Below are 16,585 nucleotides of genomic sequence, written 5' to 3'. Positions count from 1 at the left end.
TCAGAATAGTTATTCTTCTACTGAAGATTCTAATTTAGAAAGTCTTATAAACCTCTTTCATGTCTTAATTTTGCATTATAATAAATTATAAAACGAAGACATATTATGGCGTTTGTAGAAAAAAATTCCCGAATCTTAGTGTTAATGTAATGAATGATATGGGCGATACTTTTAAACTTAATGTTTTAGAAGAAGCTCAAAAAAATAACAAAAAAGTGGTTCTATTCTGGTATCCAAAAGATTTTACTTTTGTTTGTCCTACTGAACTTCATGCATTTCAAGCCGCTATTGGTGAATTTGAAAAAAGAAACACTTTAGTAATTGGCGCTTCATGTGATACTCCTGAAGTACATTTTACTTGGTTGAGTACTAATAAAGATAACGGTGGAATTGAAGGCGTAACGTACCCAATTTTAGCCGATAGCAATAGAAACTTAGCATCAACTTTAGGTATTTTAGATATTACCAATGAAAAGTATGTTGAAAAAAATGATGTTGTTACAGTTGAAGGCGATAACGTAACATACCGTGCAACATATTTAATTGATGAAGAGGGTATTGTTTTTCTTGAAGGCATAAACCACATGCCTTTAGGAAGAAACGTAAACGAATACCTTCGTTTAATTGATGCGTTTACTCACGTTCAAGAAAAAGGTGAAGTATGCCCTGCAAACTGGGAAGAAGGGAAAGATGCCATATCTACAAATAGAGATGGTGTAGCAAGCTATCTTTCAGCACACGCCAATTAATTCAAGACTTTAAAGATCAAGAACATGAAGTACTCTACTTCATGTTCTTCTTAATAACTATTTAAACAATCACAGTATGTTATTGGAATTAGAACAAGATAATTTACAGGAAATCATTGATAATAATGCCAACGTCGTAGTTTAATACTCGGCTACTTGGTGTGGCAATTGTCGTATTATGAAGCCTAAATTCAAAAAAGAAGCTTCAGAAAATGAAAATGTAACGTTTGTAATAGCTGATGCAGAAAAGTTTCCTGAGTCAAGAAAACTTGCTTAGGTAAATAACCTGCCAACTTTTGCTTCGTTTGAGCGAGGTAAATTCAAGAATCAGGTACAGACCAATAAATATGACTTACTAAAAGAATTGATCAGTGAGGTTACCCATAATTAAGTCACTAACCGAGTTCATAGAAGAAAAAGACAGCGATTACATTTTAGAGACCATTGAGACTTTAGAAGCATTAACTGAGTTACCTTCTTTAAAAGATGAAGAACTTGACGTAATCGGAGAACTTATTTCAAATATGTACGGAGCATTAGAAGTAGCAAATAGCACAACAAGGTACACCTAAAAAAGAAGCTTTAAACCAGCTCATGCAGCGCGTAATGGGCTCTATAGATAAGTAACAAATACAGTGTAAAGAAAAAAGTCCTTTCATATCGAAAGGACTTTTTTTATTCATTTAAGCTCACGTTTGATCTTAATATTTTATAATTTCACGCTCTCAATCTTAAAAACATTAAGAATATGGCTTCGGTTACATTAAAAGGAAATGCAATACACACTTTAGGTTCTTTACCAGCAACTGGCGGAAAGGCACCTGAATTCCTACTGACAAAAAATGACTTATCTACTGTAAAACTTTCAGATTATGAAGGTTCAAGAGTGGTTTTAAATATATTCCCAAGTATAGATACAGGTACATGTGCACAATCTGTTAGACAGTTTAATAAAGAAGCTGCAGAATTAGATAACACCATCGTACTATGTGTATCTAAAGACCTTCCTTTTGCACAATCAAGATTTTGTGGCGCAGAAGGTATTGAAAACGTTGAAATGCTTTCTGATTTCAGAGATGGCAATTTTGGAAAATCGTACCATGTTGATTTCTCTGATGGACCTTTAGCTCCATTACATTCAAGAGCCGTAGTGGTTGTTGATGAAAAAGGAAATGTATTATACACCGAACAAGTAGCCGAAATTACTGAAGAGCCAAATTATAAGGCTGCTCTTGAGGCGTTAATGAACTAATTATAAACGACACTCATGCCCAAAGAATCTTTTTTGGTCAATCGTATTAAAAGTATTGGTTTCGCCTTAAAAGGTGCCTTCTTGCTGATACGTACCGAAGCAAGCATAAAAATTCAAATTTTTATAGCTATCGTTATGACTGCTGTAGGTTTTTATTTCGAAATATCCAATACAGAATGGATATTTCAAATATTAGCTATCGCATTGGTACTCGGTATTGAAGGTATGAATACGGCTGTTGAAAAAATATCTGATTTTGTACAACCTGAATTCGATGCAAAAATCGGGTTCATTAAGGATATTTCTGCAGGTGCCGTTATGTTGGTTTCTATAGCTGCATCCATTATTGGTTTAATCATTTACTTGCCTAAAATTATTTAGGTCGCTTCATTGTTTCCTATAGCTCATCGTAAATTTGTAATTTAGCACAAGAATTAATTTTAATGGCAAAGAAGGCAACTAAATCAAAGCCAAAACCTACTAAAAAAGGATCAACGTTTAAATTATCCAAACAGAATAAAATCATTTTGGGTAGTTTGCTGATGCTATTTAGTATCGCACTGTTCTTTTCATTTATATCTTTTTATTTTAATTGGCAAGATGATCAAAGTCTTCTCTCTGAATTCAAGGATCGTAATGAGCTAGCCAAAAACTTATTGAACAAATTCGGCGCAAGCATTAGTCACATTTTCATGTACAAAGGCTTTGGATTAGCTTCACTTATTCTTCCATTTTTAATTTGTATCACAGGAATTTATTTGTTTTTAGGACTACCCTTAAAAGCGTTATTTAAAAAGTGGATTTGGGGCTTACTTTTCATTATATGGATTTCTATTGCCTTAGGATTTTTCGCAACTAGTAGTCCGCTATTAGGCGGATTAATAGGTTTTGAAATGAATGATTTTCTACAAGACTATGCTGGTAAAATTGGGGTACTCTTGTTATTAGTTTTCGGACTCATATTCATTTTAGTACGATTGTTTGAAATTACACCTGAGGGAATATCGTCATTTTTTAATTCAAGAAAAGAGGCAATTTCAACTGAATTTAAAGCTAGCAAAGAACGTAAAGCAGCAAAGGATAATGATACACTTACCACTTCTTTTGACGATGACGTACCGATAATTTTAGATACCTATACTCACAAAACAGAAATTCCGCATTTAGAAAAGGAAGACGACCTTAAAGATTTTGAAATAAACACTCCAGAACCAGAGGAAACTCTTGCTATGGAAGTTGAGCAAGTAATTGAGGAACCTGAAGAAATTGACATTCTCGCTAATAAATTGGTAGATGATTTCGGTGAGTTCGACCCTACCTTAGAATTGGGCAATTATAAATTCCCTACTATAGAGCTTTTAGACCAACACGGTGTTACCGGTGGTATCACCATAAATCAAGAAGAATTAGAAGAAAACAAGAATAAAATTGTTGAGACCCTCAAAAATTACAAAATTGGGATTGCCCAAATTAAAGCTACTATTGGCCCTACCGTTACCTTATATGAAATAGTACCTGATGCGGGAGTGAGAATATCTAAAATTAAAAACCTAGAAGATGATATTGCTTTGTCTTTAGCAGCGTTAGGTATTCGTATTATCGCACCAATTCCTGGTAAAGGTACCATAGGTATAGAAGTACCAAACAAGAATGCTACTATAGTTTCAATGCGTTCAGTAATTGCATCGAGTAAATTTCAGAAAGCAGAAATGGAATTACCAATAGCTTTTGGTAAAACTATTAGTAATGAAACCTTTGTTGTCGATCTAGCCAAAATGCCCCACCTGTTAATGGCTGGTGCAACAGGTCAAGGAAAATCCGTAGGCTTAAATGCCGTATTAACTTCCTTATTATATAAAAAGCATCCCGCAGAAGTTAAGTTCATATTAGTAGATCCAAAGAAAGTTGAATTAACGCTGTATAATAAGATTGAACGCCATTTCTTGGCTAAACTTCCTGATTCCGCAGAAGCAATTATAACTGATAATACAAAGGTGATTCATACCCTAAATTCACTTTGTATTGAAATGGATGACCGTTATGAACTTTTGAAATTAGCGATGGTTCGTAATTTAAAGGAATACAATACAAAATTCAAGGCCCGTAAATTGAATCCCAATGATGGGCATAAATTCTTACCATACATTGTACTGGTAATTGATGAGTTTGCCGATTTAATTATGACTGCCGGTAAAGAAGTAGAGACACCTGTAGCAAGACTTGCACAATTGGCTAGAGCCATTGGTATTCATTTAATTATTGCAACACAACGACCATCAGTTAATGTTATTACAGGTATAATTAAAGCCAACTTCCCAGCGAGACTAGCCTTTCGAGTTACCTCTAAAATAGATTCTAGAACAATATTAGACACTTCTGGCGCCGACCAATTAATTGGTCGTGGAGATATGTTGTTCACTCAAGGTAATGATGTTACTAGAATTCAATGCGCATTTGTTGACACACCTGAAGTAGCAAAAATCGTAGATTATATTGGCAGTCAGCGCGCATACCCAGACGCCTATGAGCTTCCTGAATATAGCGGAGAAGATTCTGGCACAAGTATTGATTATAATGTTTCGGATAGGGACCAAAAGTTCCGCGAAGCTGCTGAAGTTATTGTTATAGCACAACAAGGTTCTGCATCTTTAATTCAAAGAAAACTAAAATTAGGGTACAATCGTGCTGGTAGAATAATCGATCAATTGGAAGCTGCAGGAATTGTAGGTCCTTTTGAAGGCAGTAAAGCAAGACAGGTTTATATATCAGACATGGTAGCCCTTCAACAATTATTGGATAATGAATAATATAAAAAAAGAAATGAAAAAAATTATTATTGTATTAACGATTATGCTTACCGCAACATTTGCTAATGCCCAAGAAGCTGATAAGGCTAAAGCGTTATTAGATCAAGTCTATACTAAGGTACAGAGCTACAATAATATCTATGTTGATTTCAAGTTCGATTTAAAGAACGTTGAAGCAGGTATTAACCAAGAAACCAGAGGTGATGTTACACTTGCAGGCAACAAATACATTTTCAATTATCTAGGATCTCAACAATTATACGATGGTAAGAAAGTATATACTATTGTACCAGAAAATGAAGAAGTCACCATCGAAGACAAATCTGATGATGAAGATGCAATGACACCTTCAAAAATGTTGACTTTTTATAAAGAAGGTCATAATTATGCCTGGGATATATTACAGGATATACAAGGAAGGAAAATTCAATATGTGAAATTGACACCAATAGATTCTGATACCGAAATTAAATCGAGATTATTAGGTATAGATATGGGCACAATGCATATTTATAAATTAATTGAAACAGGCAAGAACGGCACTAAGACTACAATCACTGTTAATTCTTTTAAAACAGACGAAGTTTTGTCCAAAACCTTATTTACTTTTGATGAAGCTAAATATAAGGATGAAGGCTATTTCATTCTAAGAAATTAGAACTATTGAGAATACTAGACCGATATATCCTATCAAGGTTCGTCTTTAATTTTGTCAGTTCGTTTGTAATATTGATGTTCATCTTCATATTTCAAACGATTTGGCTTTTTATTGATGACCTAGCGGGTAAAGGTTTAGATATTGTAATTATCGGTAAGTTTCTATTCTATTTAATGCCAGATCTTACTGAAAAAGTTTTACCCTTAACCGTACTTTTATCTTCCATTTTAACTTTCGGATCCATAGCAGAAAACTATGAATTTGCTGCGATGAAAGCTTCGGGCATTTCGTTACAGCGGTCAATGTTAAGTTTAATAGTTTTTGTAACTATTCTTGGAGGCGTAACATTCTTCTTTGCTAATAACGTTATCCCTTTATCCCAAAGAAAAATATATAATCTTAGAAGAAATATTGCTAAGGTAAAACCAGCTGCTGTAGTATCAGAGGGTGTATTTAGCGATTTTGAGGGAATGAATATAAAAGTTGACGAGAAGTATGGTGATAATGACCGTTTTTTAAAAAATGTTATCATACATGAAAAATCCAAGTCAAATCTTAATATTACGGTAATAAAAGCTAAGACTGGTGAATTAATTAGTAGTGAAGAATCTGACTTAATTCAACTTGTATTACGAGATGGTCATTATTATAATGATGTTGAAACAAAAAGCAATGACAGCAAAATGAAATTTCCTTTTGCACAAGCTAATTTCGACACGTATACTATGAATATCGAAATTCCGGATATAAATAATGATGAGTTAGAAGAAGAACGAGATATCAGTACAGATAAAATGAAAAATATCTCACGTCTTACTAAAGACATTGACTCTTTACGCGGAGATAATTACAATATTGTTCGTGCATTTTCAAAAAATATTGAAAGCAGAAGCGGCATCTTTGTTCCTTTAATAACAAAGAACACTGATTCTACGAAAGCTGACATGGTATCAAAAAAAGATTCCATCTCAGCCGATAAAGCAATTAAGGCTAAGGCCAATACTGCCTTGCAAGACTCCATAATGGAGAATTTTCTTGTTCTTTTCCCCGATTGGCAACAGATACAAATATTAACTACCGCCAAAAATGGTACTAGTAGTATTCTGGGCACTGTAAGCGGTAAAAAAGAAGAAATGCAGAAAAGATATAAAATCTACAACATGCATATTCTGTCGCTTCATAATAAGTATGCCTTGGCCTTTTCATGTATTATATTATTTTTCGTAGGGGCTCCCCTTGGTGCCATTATTAGAAAAGGCGGATTGGGATTACCAATGGTCATTGCGATTGTACTCTTCCTAATCTACTATTTCATCGGGGTTTTTGCTAGTAATTATGCTAAAGAGGGTAACATTCACCCTATGTTAGGTGCTTGGCTTTCAACATTGATAATGCTACCCTTAGGTGTTTTTCTTACCAAAAGGGCAACCGAGGACAAGGGAATGGTGAATTTTGGATTTATTTCAGATTTCTTCAAAAAAATATTTAAGAAAAAAGATAAAAGCTGATTGTTTAAAAATGACTGATCTTAAAAAAATACGATTGAACACTATTGAAGAAGCAATTGAAGATATTCGCTTAGGAAAAGTTATCATTGTTGTTGATGATGAAAATCGTGAGAACGAAGGTGATTTTTTAGCTGCTGCAGAATTGGCGACCCCAGAAACCGTCAATTTTATGGCCACCCATGGTAGAGGTCTTATTTGTGCTCCTTTAACTGAAGGTAGGTGTAAAGATTTAGGATTGCATATGATGGTCAGTAATAATACCGATCCTTTAGAAACAGCTTTTACCGTTTCAGTAGATTTAAGAGGAAAAGGTGTGACTACAGGTATTTCTGCGGGTGATAGATCTAAAACTGTTATTGCTTTGACTGAAACCGACACCAAACCTCATGACTTGGCAAGACCTGGACATATTTTTCCTTTGGTAGCTAAAGAAGGGGGAGTTTTAAGACGTACAGGGCATACAGAAGCTGCTATTGATTTTGCAAGATTAGCAGGGTTACAACCTGCCGGGATTATTGTAGAAATCATGAATGAAGATGGTAGTATGGCACGACTTCCTCAATTAGTAAAAGTAGCTAAGAAGTTCAATTTAAAAATTGTTTCTATTGAAGATTTGGTTGCTTATAGAATGGAGCATGATAGTTTAATTAAGAAGGAAATTGATTTTGACATTGTTACAAGATTTGGAGACTTTAGGTTACGGGCATACAAACAAACTACTAATAACCATGTTCATATTGCCCTTACCAAAGGTTCATGGTCTTCTGAAGATAAAATTTTAACTCGTATTAACTCTACATTAATCAACAACGACATACTAGGAACCTTAACACATAACCCTGACGAGAAATTAGAGGATATGTTCAAAAAAATAAATCAAGAAGGTAAAGGTGCCATTGTTTTTATAAATCAAGATTCTGAATCACTTAATCTTCTTTCTAGATTAAAAGAGCTTAAAGAGCTACAAAAACAAGGTATTACCAAAGCTCCTAAAATAGAAATGGATAACCGTGACTTTGGCATAGGAGCTCAAATACTACATGATTTGGGTATACACAAAGTGAAGCTTATGACCAATAGTACCCAAGCAAAACGTGTTGGAATTGTAGGTTACGGATTAGAAATTGTAGAAAATGTTGCCTATTAAAATTCTAGGCAAATTTTGCTAAAACCTCTTTCATTTTAATAGCACGTTCAGCAACCTGTTCATCTGTCCAGCTCAGTTTTATTAGGCACGAAATAGTTCTACCTACCCAAGCATCAGATTTAGAGAAATCTGATATGGAATAGTCTGGTAATTGGTTTACAACTTCCTGTGGAAGTTTTCCTAAAGATTTCATTTTAGTCAAATGCTCCCATTTTTTATAATAATGCCAATTATTATCATACCAATAAAAGCAAGCATCAACACCAGCTTCACCTAAAGCTGTGTGGGCCTTTTTTGCTAACTCTTCTGTTGGTAAGAAAAACGATAAAAATGAATAGTTCTCTATACCACCGTCAGGCACTCTTCTAAAAGTGATATTAGAAAGGGAATCTATACTATTTCTTAATTTGGAATAATGGTTTTTCTGAATAGTCACAAAATCATCTAATCGTTTAATTTGAGCACAACCGACCGCTGCATTCAATTCAGATATTCTAAAATTATATCCTAAAAACGGATGAGTTTCCGTACCTCTATTACTCCCGACATGGTCGTGACCATGATCAGAATAATGATCTGCATTTATTTTAAACTTTTCATTGTTCGTTATTATTGCTCCGCCTTCGCCACAAGTAATAGTTTTTACATAGTCAAAAGAAAAACAACCTAAATCACCATAGCTGCCTAAAGGCTTTCCATCAAAACTACCGCCAATTGCTTGGCAGGCATCTTCTAACAACAGCAGGTTATGGTTATCACATATAGCTTTTAAAGCTCTAAGGTCTGCCATAGAACCACACATATGAACAGGCATAACCACTTTTGTTTTATCAGTAATAGCATGTTCCACAGCAGAAGGGTCTAAGGTCAATGTATCATCTACATCAACTAAAATTGGTACTGCGCCAATTGCTAAAATAGATTCAAAACTTGCTACAAACGTAAATGTTGGCATAATAACTTCATCACCTGCCCCTACTCCTGCACTTACCAATGCCACTGTAAGCGCTGCAGTACCGCTACTTACCACTTGCGCATGTTTGGCACCCATTCTTTGTGCCAATGCCTTTTCAAGCTCTAAAGCCTTCCAGTGGTTATTTCGCATACCATCAAAACCATAACGCATGAGCACTCCAGAATCTAATACATCTTGTACTTGACTTTTTTCACTTTCACCAAATAATTCAAATCCTGGCATTCTTTCTAGTTTTAATAGTTATACAAATCTTGTTTAAATTATCGGTAAAACCAAAGTTTAATTGCTAGTATAGACACCATAACAATGAGAAACTTTTTCACAAAACCATCTCCCCTTTTTACTGAAACTCGACTAGCAAACCAAGCACCACTTCCATTACCAATGGCTAATATTAATCCGATTTTCCAATTCACTTGGTCATTCCAAGCAAAAACTACTAAAGCAGATACCATATACATAAAAACAACAGCTACTTTGGTCGCATTAGCACGCACTAACGTCATCTTATTTATATAATGAAGAAAAAGAATTATAATAAACCCTATACCCGCATTTATAAAACCACCATAAATTCCAAAAAAGAAAAACGCAATGATACCTAACCACAAATATTTTCCCGTTAGTCGTTCCTGAACCTCGTTGATACTTATTTTTGGACCAAATGCTATAATTAGAACTACGCATATCATAACAACTGCTAAAATTCGATTAAATAAAGCCCCACTAATATCAACTGCTAAATTGGCACCAATTATAGAGCCAATAAATGCAGAGCAACCTAAGTATAAATTAAATGGAAACGTTGAAACTCCTTTACTTTTAAAGCCAGCGGTTGCTATTGCAGTTTGAAATATGACAGCTACCCTATTAGTACCATTTGCTAAAGTTGATGGCAAACCAAGAAAAATTAGGATAGGTAATGAAAGTAAAGAACCGCCACCTGCAACTGTATTAATAAAACCAACAATAAAGCCAACAAAAATTAACAAGGGATAAGCATACCATTCATCCATATTACAAAGGTAAATACAATTTCATTATTGAAATATCACCAAATGCAGCGCAATAAATACAAGGAGAACAACAATTAAAGATCAACTTTTAACACATCTGCCTAACACCTTGATATCCAAAAGATTTCATCGTTTCGAACATCTCCTTTATTGTTTTAATTGGTAACTTCCAGGTGTTGTTCTGACAAACATAAATGCACGTGTAATCTTTATCTCAGCAATATTTAAACTATGTGGATTATAAAGACGGGGAAAACGAAACCTTTTTAATTACGGACTAAAATAAAGACTTTATACAATTTGGAATTAACGAAAGGGTTTTAGTAACAAATATTACTATTCATCTTTTTAACAGTAAAGAGCTATAGGCCACGGAAAACGTTTAATTCAGGGGTAATTTAAAAATTAATTTCGCTTTTCTTTTCAATTGTTATTGGCATGCACGTTAATTTAAATGCATAATTATCAATAGAATTATCCTATTTTTAAAAGTGATCTGCTTACAAAAAATCCTAAAATGAAACATATAAACGTATTCATAATCCTATTTCTACTTACAGCCACTTCGCTACATAGCCAGCAGGCAGATGGCTATAAACTTTGGTTGAAATATGATAAAATAGAAAATACGGAATTACGTAACGATTATGCCGAAATAGTAAGTTCTGTATATTTTAAAGAGGATAGTGATATATTAAAAAATGCAAAGAAAGAGTTTTCCCTGGCGTTACCTCAAATGCTAAATACCCCAGTACAGTACTCAAACGACGTAAGTTCAGATAACTCACTAATTGTTGACATATATCAAAACCTACCAAAAGATTTAAAAGATTTGATTCATAATGATATTGAGGTATTATCAGACGAAGGATTTTTAATCAAATCATTGACCTATAAAAAAAAATCGATTACCCTTATTAGTGCAAAAAAAGATATAGGAATACTGTATGCCTCTTTTCGGTTTTTACATTTAATGCAAACACATAAAAAATTAAAATATATTGACTTAGTTGATAGTCCTAAAATAGATTTAAGAATGTTGAACCATTGGGACAATCTTGATCGTAGTGTAGAACGTGGTTATGCAGGATTTTCATTATGGAATTGGCAAAAATTACCAGAATATATTGATCAACGTTATATCGATTATGCAAGAGCAAATACATCTATTGGCATTAATTCAACAGTTATTACTAATGTAAACGCCAATGCCTTAGTGCTCACACCTATGTATTTAGAAAAAGTTGAAGCCCTGGCCGATGTTTTTAGAGGATATGGAATTAAAGTCTATTTAACTGCTCGCTTTTCTGCACCTATCGAAATTGGCAAATTAAAAACTGCCGACCCACTTAATCCAGAGGTTCAAAAATGGTGGTCAGATAAAGTAGCTGAAATATATAAGCGAATTCCTGATTTTGGCGGATTTTTGGTTAAAGCCAATTCAGAAGGCCAACCAGGACCACAAAACTATGGTCGCAATCATGTAGATGGCGCTAATATGATGGCTACTGCATTAGAACCATTTGGTGGTAATGTTATATGGAGAGCTTTCGTTTATTCTGAACACGACGATACCGATAGGGCAAAACAAGCCTATGATGAATTCTTACCTTATGATGGTAAGTTTAAGGACAATGTTTTAGTTCAGGTGAAAAACGGAGCAATAGATTTTCAACCTCGAGAACCATTTCACCCCATGTTCGGGGCTATGAAAAAAACTCCATTAGTAATGGAGTTTCAAATCACACAAGAGTATTTAGGCTTTAGTAGCCATTTAGTTTTCTTGCCGAAACTTTTTGAAGAAGTCTTAAGTACAGATACGTATCAAAAAGGCAAAGGCGCCACGGTAGCAAAAGTTATTGACGGCAGTTTGCATGGTAATGCCATAACTGGTATTGCAGGTGTTGCCAATATTGGAACTGATTTAAATTGGACCGGACATCCTTTTGCTCAAGCTAATTGGTATGGCTTTGGTCGTATGGCATGGGATCCTTATTTAAGTTCTGAAAAAATTGCTGATGAATGGTTGAGAGCTACCTATAGTAATAAACAAGATTTTATTGAACCCGTAAAAAAACTAATGCTTACTTCTCGAGAGACCGTAGTTAATTACATGAATCCGTTGGGCTTACATCATATTTTTGACACCGGTCACCATTATGGACCTGGCCCTTGGGTCGATAATTTAAGTAGGCCAGATTGGAATCCTGTATACTATCATAAAGCAGACGCCAATGGTATTGGTTTTGACCGTACACCATCTGGAAGTAATGCTACTGAGCAATACGCCCCATATTTAGAGAAAACATTTAATGATATAAACACTATTCCCGAAGAATATCTTCTTTGGTTTCATCATGTTTCATGGGACTATAAATTGCAGAATGGAAATACCCTATGGGATGGTATTGCTCTAAAATATCAAGAAGGTGTCAATGAAGTGAATACTATGATTCATACTTGGGATGATGTAAAACCTTATGTAACTGAAAGTGAGTATAACGAAGTGAAAATGCTTTTACAAATTCAATTAAAGGAAGCTAAATGGTGGCGAGATGCATGTTTATTATATTTTCAAACATTTTCGCAAAAAGAATTGCCCGAAGGTGTTGAAAAACCGACCCAAAGTTTAGAATATTATAAGTCCCTTAAATTTCCATTTGCTCCCGGTATCCGTCCACAATGGGATTAATAAACAATCAAAATCTATACAAAAGATGAGATTCTTTTTAAAAATAAGATTACTAAAGTATTTTTTATTTTCATTCACACTATTCATCGTTCTCATCGGCTGTAATGAGCAAAATAAAATTAAACCAATTCATGACGAGCCTGCTTTAAAAACTGCTTTCGATAAAGCGTTTTTAATTGGTTCAGCAGTAAATGATAATCTAATTTTAGGAAAAGATAGTTTAGCCGTACAACTTGTAAAGCGAGAGTACAACACCATTACGCCAGAAAACTCCATGAAATGGATGTTCATGGAACCTGAAAAAGGAACCTTTAACTTCGAAATGGCAGATCAGTATGTTGATTTTAGCGCTAAAAATAATTTGGTATTCGTAGGACATAATTTAGTATGGCATAGCCAATTGGCAGCATGGGTTTCTAAAATTGATAGCAAAGAGGAATTGTCTGAAAGTTTAAAAAATCACATACAAACCATTGTATCTAGATACAGAGGTAAAATACACGGTTGGGATGTAGTAAATGAAGCCTTGAATGAAGATGGAACCTTGCGTAATTCATTGTTTCTTGAAAAACTTGGCCCAGATTATTTAATAAAATCATTTAAATGGGCGCAAGAATCCGACCCTACTGTTGAACTTTACTACAATGATTACAATATGACTAATCCCGAGAAAAGAGCCGGAGCAATGAAACTAGTTCAAATGTTGCAAGAAAATGGGGCGAAAATAGATGGTATTGGTATGCAGGGCCATTGGAATTTGGAAGGACCATCATTAAATGAAATAGAAGAAAGTATTATTGCATATTCAGATTTAGGATTGCAGGTTATGATTACCGAACTGGACATTACCGTTATACCGAACCCATGGGATTTACAAGGAGCTGAAGTGAATCAGAATTTTGAAGGCAGCGAATTTATGAATCCGTATCCTACCCAATTACCAGATTCTGTTTCCAACAAACTTGCAAAGCGCTATCACGATATCTTCCAAATTTTCAAAAAACATGAAGACAAAATTAGTAGAGTAACCTTCTGGGGCGTAAACGATGGTCAATCTTGGCTAAACAATTGGCCCATAAAAAATAGAACCAATTACCCCTTGCTATTCGATAGACAATTCAAACCAAAAGCAGCATATTATAGTGTATTGCAATTTGCTAATGACAGCCTTAAGTAAACCAACTAATTTCAAATGAACAACAATCATAAAATTTCTCTTAAAGAAAAAATAGGATACTCTTTAGGAGATTTATCAGCAAACCTGGTTTTTCAAACCTTAGTAACCTACTTGGCATATTTCTACACCGACATATACGGCCTAGAAACCAAAGATGCTTCGGTAATAATATTTATTGTAGGTATGATTGCAGCTTTTGCTTTCAACCCTATTATTGGGGCCTTAGCAGATAGAACAAGAAGTAAATGGGGCAAATTTAGACCATGGATTTTGTTTACCTCGGTACCATTGGGCCTTGTTGCCCTACTTGCATTCAGTACACCAAATTTTGATTATACCGGTAAAGTAGCATATGCTGCAATTACATATACATTACTTCTATTATTATACGCTGCAAATAATCTACCATATGCTGCATTAAGTGGTGTTATTACAGGTAGTATGAAAGAACGCAATAGTATTTCTTCATATAGATTTGTAGCCGTTATGTTTGCTCAATTCTTTGTTCAAGTTTTCATGTTACCTATTATAGAATATGCAGGTGGTGGCGATAAGGCTGTGGGTATCGAAATAGTAATGACCTATTTAGCTATTATCGGTACAGTTATGCTACTCATAACATTTTTCACTACCAAAGAAAGAGTTATTCCAACACTAGAACAAAAATCAAGTTTCAAAGAAGATTTAGGTGATTTGGTTAAAAACAGACCGTGGATTATAATGTTAGTCCTCACCACTTTAGTGTTTATTACCTTGGCGATGAAAGGTGGTTCTTATGTATACTATTTTGAAAATTATGTTGATGCTTCGAGCTTGGCAGACTTCATAGGTCCAATATTAAATGGTCTAAAAAGTATTGGCGTTAATTTCTTCGGTGATAATCCAACCTCTGCAGGATTTGGACTTTTTAATGCTGGTGGAATAATTTTTATGATTGTTGGCATATCATTATCGAAAGGTTTAGCAGATAAATATGGTAAACGTGATGTCTTTGGTTGGGCCTTGTTTATATCAACTTTGTTTATTGCTGTATTTTATTTCTTTACCCCTACCTCTGTTGAATTAATGTTTTTATCCCAAATTTTACACGGATTTTTCTATGGTATAACCATCCCATTATTATGGGCAATGATTGCAGATGTGGCAGATTATTCTGAATGGAAAAATAATAGACGCGCTACTGCCATTATCTTTTCCGCAATGATGATTGGCTTAAAGTTAGGCCTTACTATTGGTAGTTCTTTGGTTACATGGATTTTGGGACTATACAATTACATTCCAAAGAAATTTGCCGCCTCAGAAATGGTTACACAGCCAGAAAGCGCCATAGAAGGTACCAAGTTACTAGTAAGTATCTACCCTGCAATAGCATTTTTCTTAGCGATTGCATTATTATTTTTTTATGAAATCAATAAAAAAATGGAGACCAAAATAGAAGAAGATTTAATAACAAGAAGAAAAGCCTAAACGATGCCGGAAGATAATATTGACCATATTGATTTTAAAAAATTAAACGATAAAGCAATTTCAAAGCCCTTAGTTTCCCATATTTATACCGCAGATCCGTCTGCGCATTTTTTCAGTGGAAAAATTTATATATACCCATCACACGACATTGAATCTGACATTCCTTTTGATGATTTAGGAAGTCACTTCGCCATGGAAGATTATCATGTGCTTTCAATGGATAATGTGAATAGTGAAGCTATTGATCACGGCGTTGCACTACATGTAAATGATGTTGCATGGGCAGAAAAGCAAATGTGGGCACCCGATGCGGCCTATAAAAATGGAAAATACTATTTATATTTCCCTGCAAAGAAAGCTGATGGCATTTTCCAAATCGGCGTAGCCATTTCTGATAGTCCTACCGGTCCATTTAAGCCGCAACCAGAAGCGATAAAAGGTAGTTATAGCATAGACCCAGCTGTTTATGAAGATGAAGATGGCAGCTACTATATGTATTTCGGTGGTATTTGGGGCGGACAACTGCAAAAATACAGGGACAACATTTATAGCCCTAAAAATGAACTACCAAAACCTGAGGAAAATGCCTTGCTACCTATTGTAGCAAAGTTGACAGACGATTTACTTGAATTTGCAGAAGAGCCCAAAGAAATCAAAATAGTAGATGAACATGGAAACTTATTAATAGAGGGTGATAATGATCGTAGATTTTTCGAAGCCTCATGGTTGCACAAGCACAACGGTAAATACTATTTTTCTTATAGCACAGGCGACACCCATTTTATTTGCTATGCTATCGGTGATAATCCGTACGGACCTTTTACATACGGTGGTAGAATTTTAGAACCAGTGGTAGGTTGGACCTCTCATCACTCTATTTGTCAGGTAGATAATAAATGGTATTTGTTTTATCATGATAGCAGTTTATCTAAAGGTGTTACCCACTTACGCTCTGTGAAAATGACCGAAATTGAGCATCAAGAAGATGGTCATATAAAAACATTGACTCCCTATAGTTCGTAATCTCGGATAACTGAAAATATAATTTTTAACATGATTAAATGAAACCAGATGGAATCATTTAATCATGTTCTTGGTTATGGCATAGGGCAATTTCACTCTGAATTTATAAGTCT

The 16,585-nt window shown here is 34.5% G+C and carries 13 protein-coding genes and 2 pseudogenes; 13 read left to right on the top strand and 2 right to left on the bottom strand.

Annotated features, from left to right (window positions below; translation table 11 throughout):
- The first annotated feature begins 158 nt into the window (after positions 1-158).
- From BMY56_RS12835 to ribB, 9 genes and pseudogenes are all read left to right on the top strand, one after another.
- Positions 159-749: a peroxiredoxin gene (locus BMY56_RS12835; protein ID WP_245737217.1), complete on the top strand. Its 591-nt coding sequence runs from the start codon at positions 159-161 to the stop codon at positions 747-749.
- A gap of 76 nt (positions 750-825) precedes the next feature.
- Positions 826-1,140, top strand: a pseudogene (locus tag BMY56_RS12830) (thioredoxin family protein).
- Positions 1,121-1,376, top strand: a pseudogene (locus BMY56_RS12825) (DUF6952 family protein). The pseudogenes BMY56_RS12830 and BMY56_RS12825 overlap by 20 nt, the downstream one beginning before the upstream one ends.
- A 121-nt stretch (positions 1,377-1,497) precedes the next feature.
- Positions 1,498-2,001 (top strand): thiol peroxidase, encoded by a 504-nt coding sequence (tpx, locus tag BMY56_RS12820; protein WP_091624865.1) that lies wholly within the window; start codon positions 1,498-1,500, stop codon positions 1,999-2,001.
- Positions 2,002-2,016: 15 nt separating this feature from the next.
- Positions 2,017-2,382 (top strand): diacylglycerol kinase family protein, encoded by a 366-nt coding sequence (locus BMY56_RS12815; protein ID WP_091624862.1) that lies wholly within the window; start codon positions 2,017-2,019, stop codon positions 2,380-2,382.
- Positions 2,383-2,444: 62 nt separating this feature from the next.
- Entirely contained in the window at positions 2,445-4,808 is a 2,364-nt protein-coding gene (locus tag BMY56_RS12810; RefSeq protein WP_091624860.1) for an FtsK/SpoIIIE family DNA translocase, read from the top strand.
- Positions 4,809-4,821: 13 nt separating this feature from the next.
- A complete protein-coding gene (locus tag BMY56_RS12805; RefSeq protein WP_091625071.1) occupies positions 4,822-5,466 on the top strand; it encodes an outer membrane lipoprotein periplasmic chaperone LolA1 in 645 nt (214 codons plus the stop codon).
- A 74-nt stretch (positions 5,467-5,540) separates the two neighbouring features.
- Entirely contained in the window at positions 5,541-6,974 is a 1,434-nt protein-coding gene (locus BMY56_RS12800; RefSeq protein WP_245737216.1) for an LptF/LptG family permease, read from the top strand.
- Positions 6,975-6,984: 10 nt separating this feature from the next.
- On the top strand, positions 6,985-8,121 hold the full coding sequence (gene ribB / locus BMY56_RS12795; RefSeq protein WP_091625068.1) for a 3,4-dihydroxy-2-butanone-4-phosphate synthase: 1,137 nt from the start codon (positions 6,985-6,987) through the stop codon (positions 8,119-8,121).
- 4 nt (positions 8,122-8,125) lie between these two features.
- Here ribB and BMY56_RS12790 read toward each other — a convergent pair whose 3' ends face one another.
- Both BMY56_RS12790 and BMY56_RS12785 read right to left on the bottom strand, forming a co-directional pair.
- Positions 8,126-9,319, bottom strand: coding sequence for a DegT/DnrJ/EryC1/StrS family aminotransferase (locus BMY56_RS12790; protein ID WP_091624854.1), 1,194 nt, complete (start codon positions 9,317-9,319; stop codon positions 8,126-8,128).
- Positions 9,320-9,357: 38 nt separating this feature from the next.
- Positions 9,358-10,113 carry a sulfite exporter TauE/SafE family protein gene (locus tag BMY56_RS12785; RefSeq protein WP_091624851.1) on the bottom strand — a complete coding sequence of 252 codons (756 nt, stop codon included), beginning with the start codon at positions 10,111-10,113 and terminating at the stop codon, positions 9,358-9,360.
- A gap of 517 nt (positions 10,114-10,630) precedes the next feature.
- Between BMY56_RS12785 and BMY56_RS12780 the strand changes: the two genes are divergently transcribed.
- From BMY56_RS12780 to BMY56_RS12765, 4 genes are read left to right on the top strand one after another with little or no spacing between them, the layout of a single operon-like run.
- Positions 10,631-12,805: an alpha-glucuronidase family glycosyl hydrolase gene (locus tag BMY56_RS12780; RefSeq protein WP_091624848.1), complete on the top strand. Its 2,175-nt coding sequence runs from the start codon at positions 10,631-10,633 to the stop codon at positions 12,803-12,805.
- Positions 12,806-12,830: 25 nt separating this feature from the next.
- On the top strand, positions 12,831-13,982 hold the full coding sequence (locus tag BMY56_RS12775) for an endo-1,4-beta-xylanase (protein ID WP_091624845.1): 1,152 nt from the start codon (positions 12,831-12,833) through the stop codon (positions 13,980-13,982).
- 15 nt (positions 13,983-13,997) lie between these two features.
- Positions 13,998-15,449, top strand: a complete 1,452-nt coding sequence (locus tag BMY56_RS12770) for an MFS transporter (protein WP_091624843.1) — start codon at positions 13,998-14,000, stop codon at positions 15,447-15,449.
- Between the two features lie 3 nt (positions 15,450-15,452).
- On the top strand, positions 15,453-16,472 hold the full coding sequence (locus BMY56_RS12765; protein ID WP_091624840.1) for a glycoside hydrolase family 43 protein: 1,020 nt from the start codon (positions 15,453-15,455) through the stop codon (positions 16,470-16,472).
- Positions 16,473-16,585: the final 113 nt, after the last annotated feature.

The sequence above is a fragment of the Maribacter orientalis genome, assembly GCF_900109345.1.
Classification (GTDB): Bacteria; Bacteroidota; Bacteroidia; order Flavobacteriales; family Flavobacteriaceae; genus Maribacter; species Maribacter orientalis.
This window is presented reverse-complemented; position numbering and strand designations above follow the sequence as displayed.

Bases quoted from the DNA above. Each gene is read 5' to 3' on its own strand.
- tpx (WP_091624865.1), top strand. From the start codon at position 1,498: ATGGCTTCGGTTACATTAAAAGGAAATGCAATACACACTTTAGGTTCT.
- BMY56_RS12800 (WP_245737216.1), top strand. From the start codon at position 5,541: ATGTTCATCTTCATATTTCAAACGATTTGGCTTTTTATTGATGACCTA.
- BMY56_RS12835 (WP_245737217.1), top strand. From the start codon at position 159: ATGGGCGATACTTTTAAACTTAATGTTTTAGAAGAAGCTCAAAAAAAT.
- BMY56_RS12785 (WP_091624851.1), bottom strand. From the start codon at position 10,113: ATGGATGAATGGTATGCTTATCCCTTGTTAATTTTTGTTGGCTTTATT.
- BMY56_RS12765 (WP_091624840.1), top strand. From the start codon at position 15,453: ATGCCGGAAGATAATATTGACCATATTGATTTTAAAAAATTAAACGAT.
- BMY56_RS12815 (WP_091624862.1), top strand. From the start codon at position 2,017: ATGCCCAAAGAATCTTTTTTGGTCAATCGTATTAAAAGTATTGGTTTC.
- BMY56_RS12775 (WP_091624845.1), top strand. From the start codon at position 12,831: ATGAGATTCTTTTTAAAAATAAGATTACTAAAGTATTTTTTATTTTCA.
- ribB (WP_091625068.1), top strand. From the start codon at position 6,985: ATGACTGATCTTAAAAAAATACGATTGAACACTATTGAAGAAGCAATT.
- BMY56_RS12805 (WP_091625071.1), top strand. From the start codon at position 4,822: ATGAAAAAAATTATTATTGTATTAACGATTATGCTTACCGCAACATTT.
- BMY56_RS12810 (WP_091624860.1), top strand. From the start codon at position 2,445: ATGGCAAAGAAGGCAACTAAATCAAAGCCAAAACCTACTAAAAAAGGA.
- BMY56_RS12790 (WP_091624854.1), bottom strand. From the start codon at position 9,319: ATGCCAGGATTTGAATTATTTGGTGAAAGTGAAAAAAGTCAAGTACAA.
- BMY56_RS12780 (WP_091624848.1), top strand. From the start codon at position 10,631: ATGAAACATATAAACGTATTCATAATCCTATTTCTACTTACAGCCACT.
- BMY56_RS12770 (WP_091624843.1), top strand. From the start codon at position 13,998: ATGAACAACAATCATAAAATTTCTCTTAAAGAAAAAATAGGATACTCT.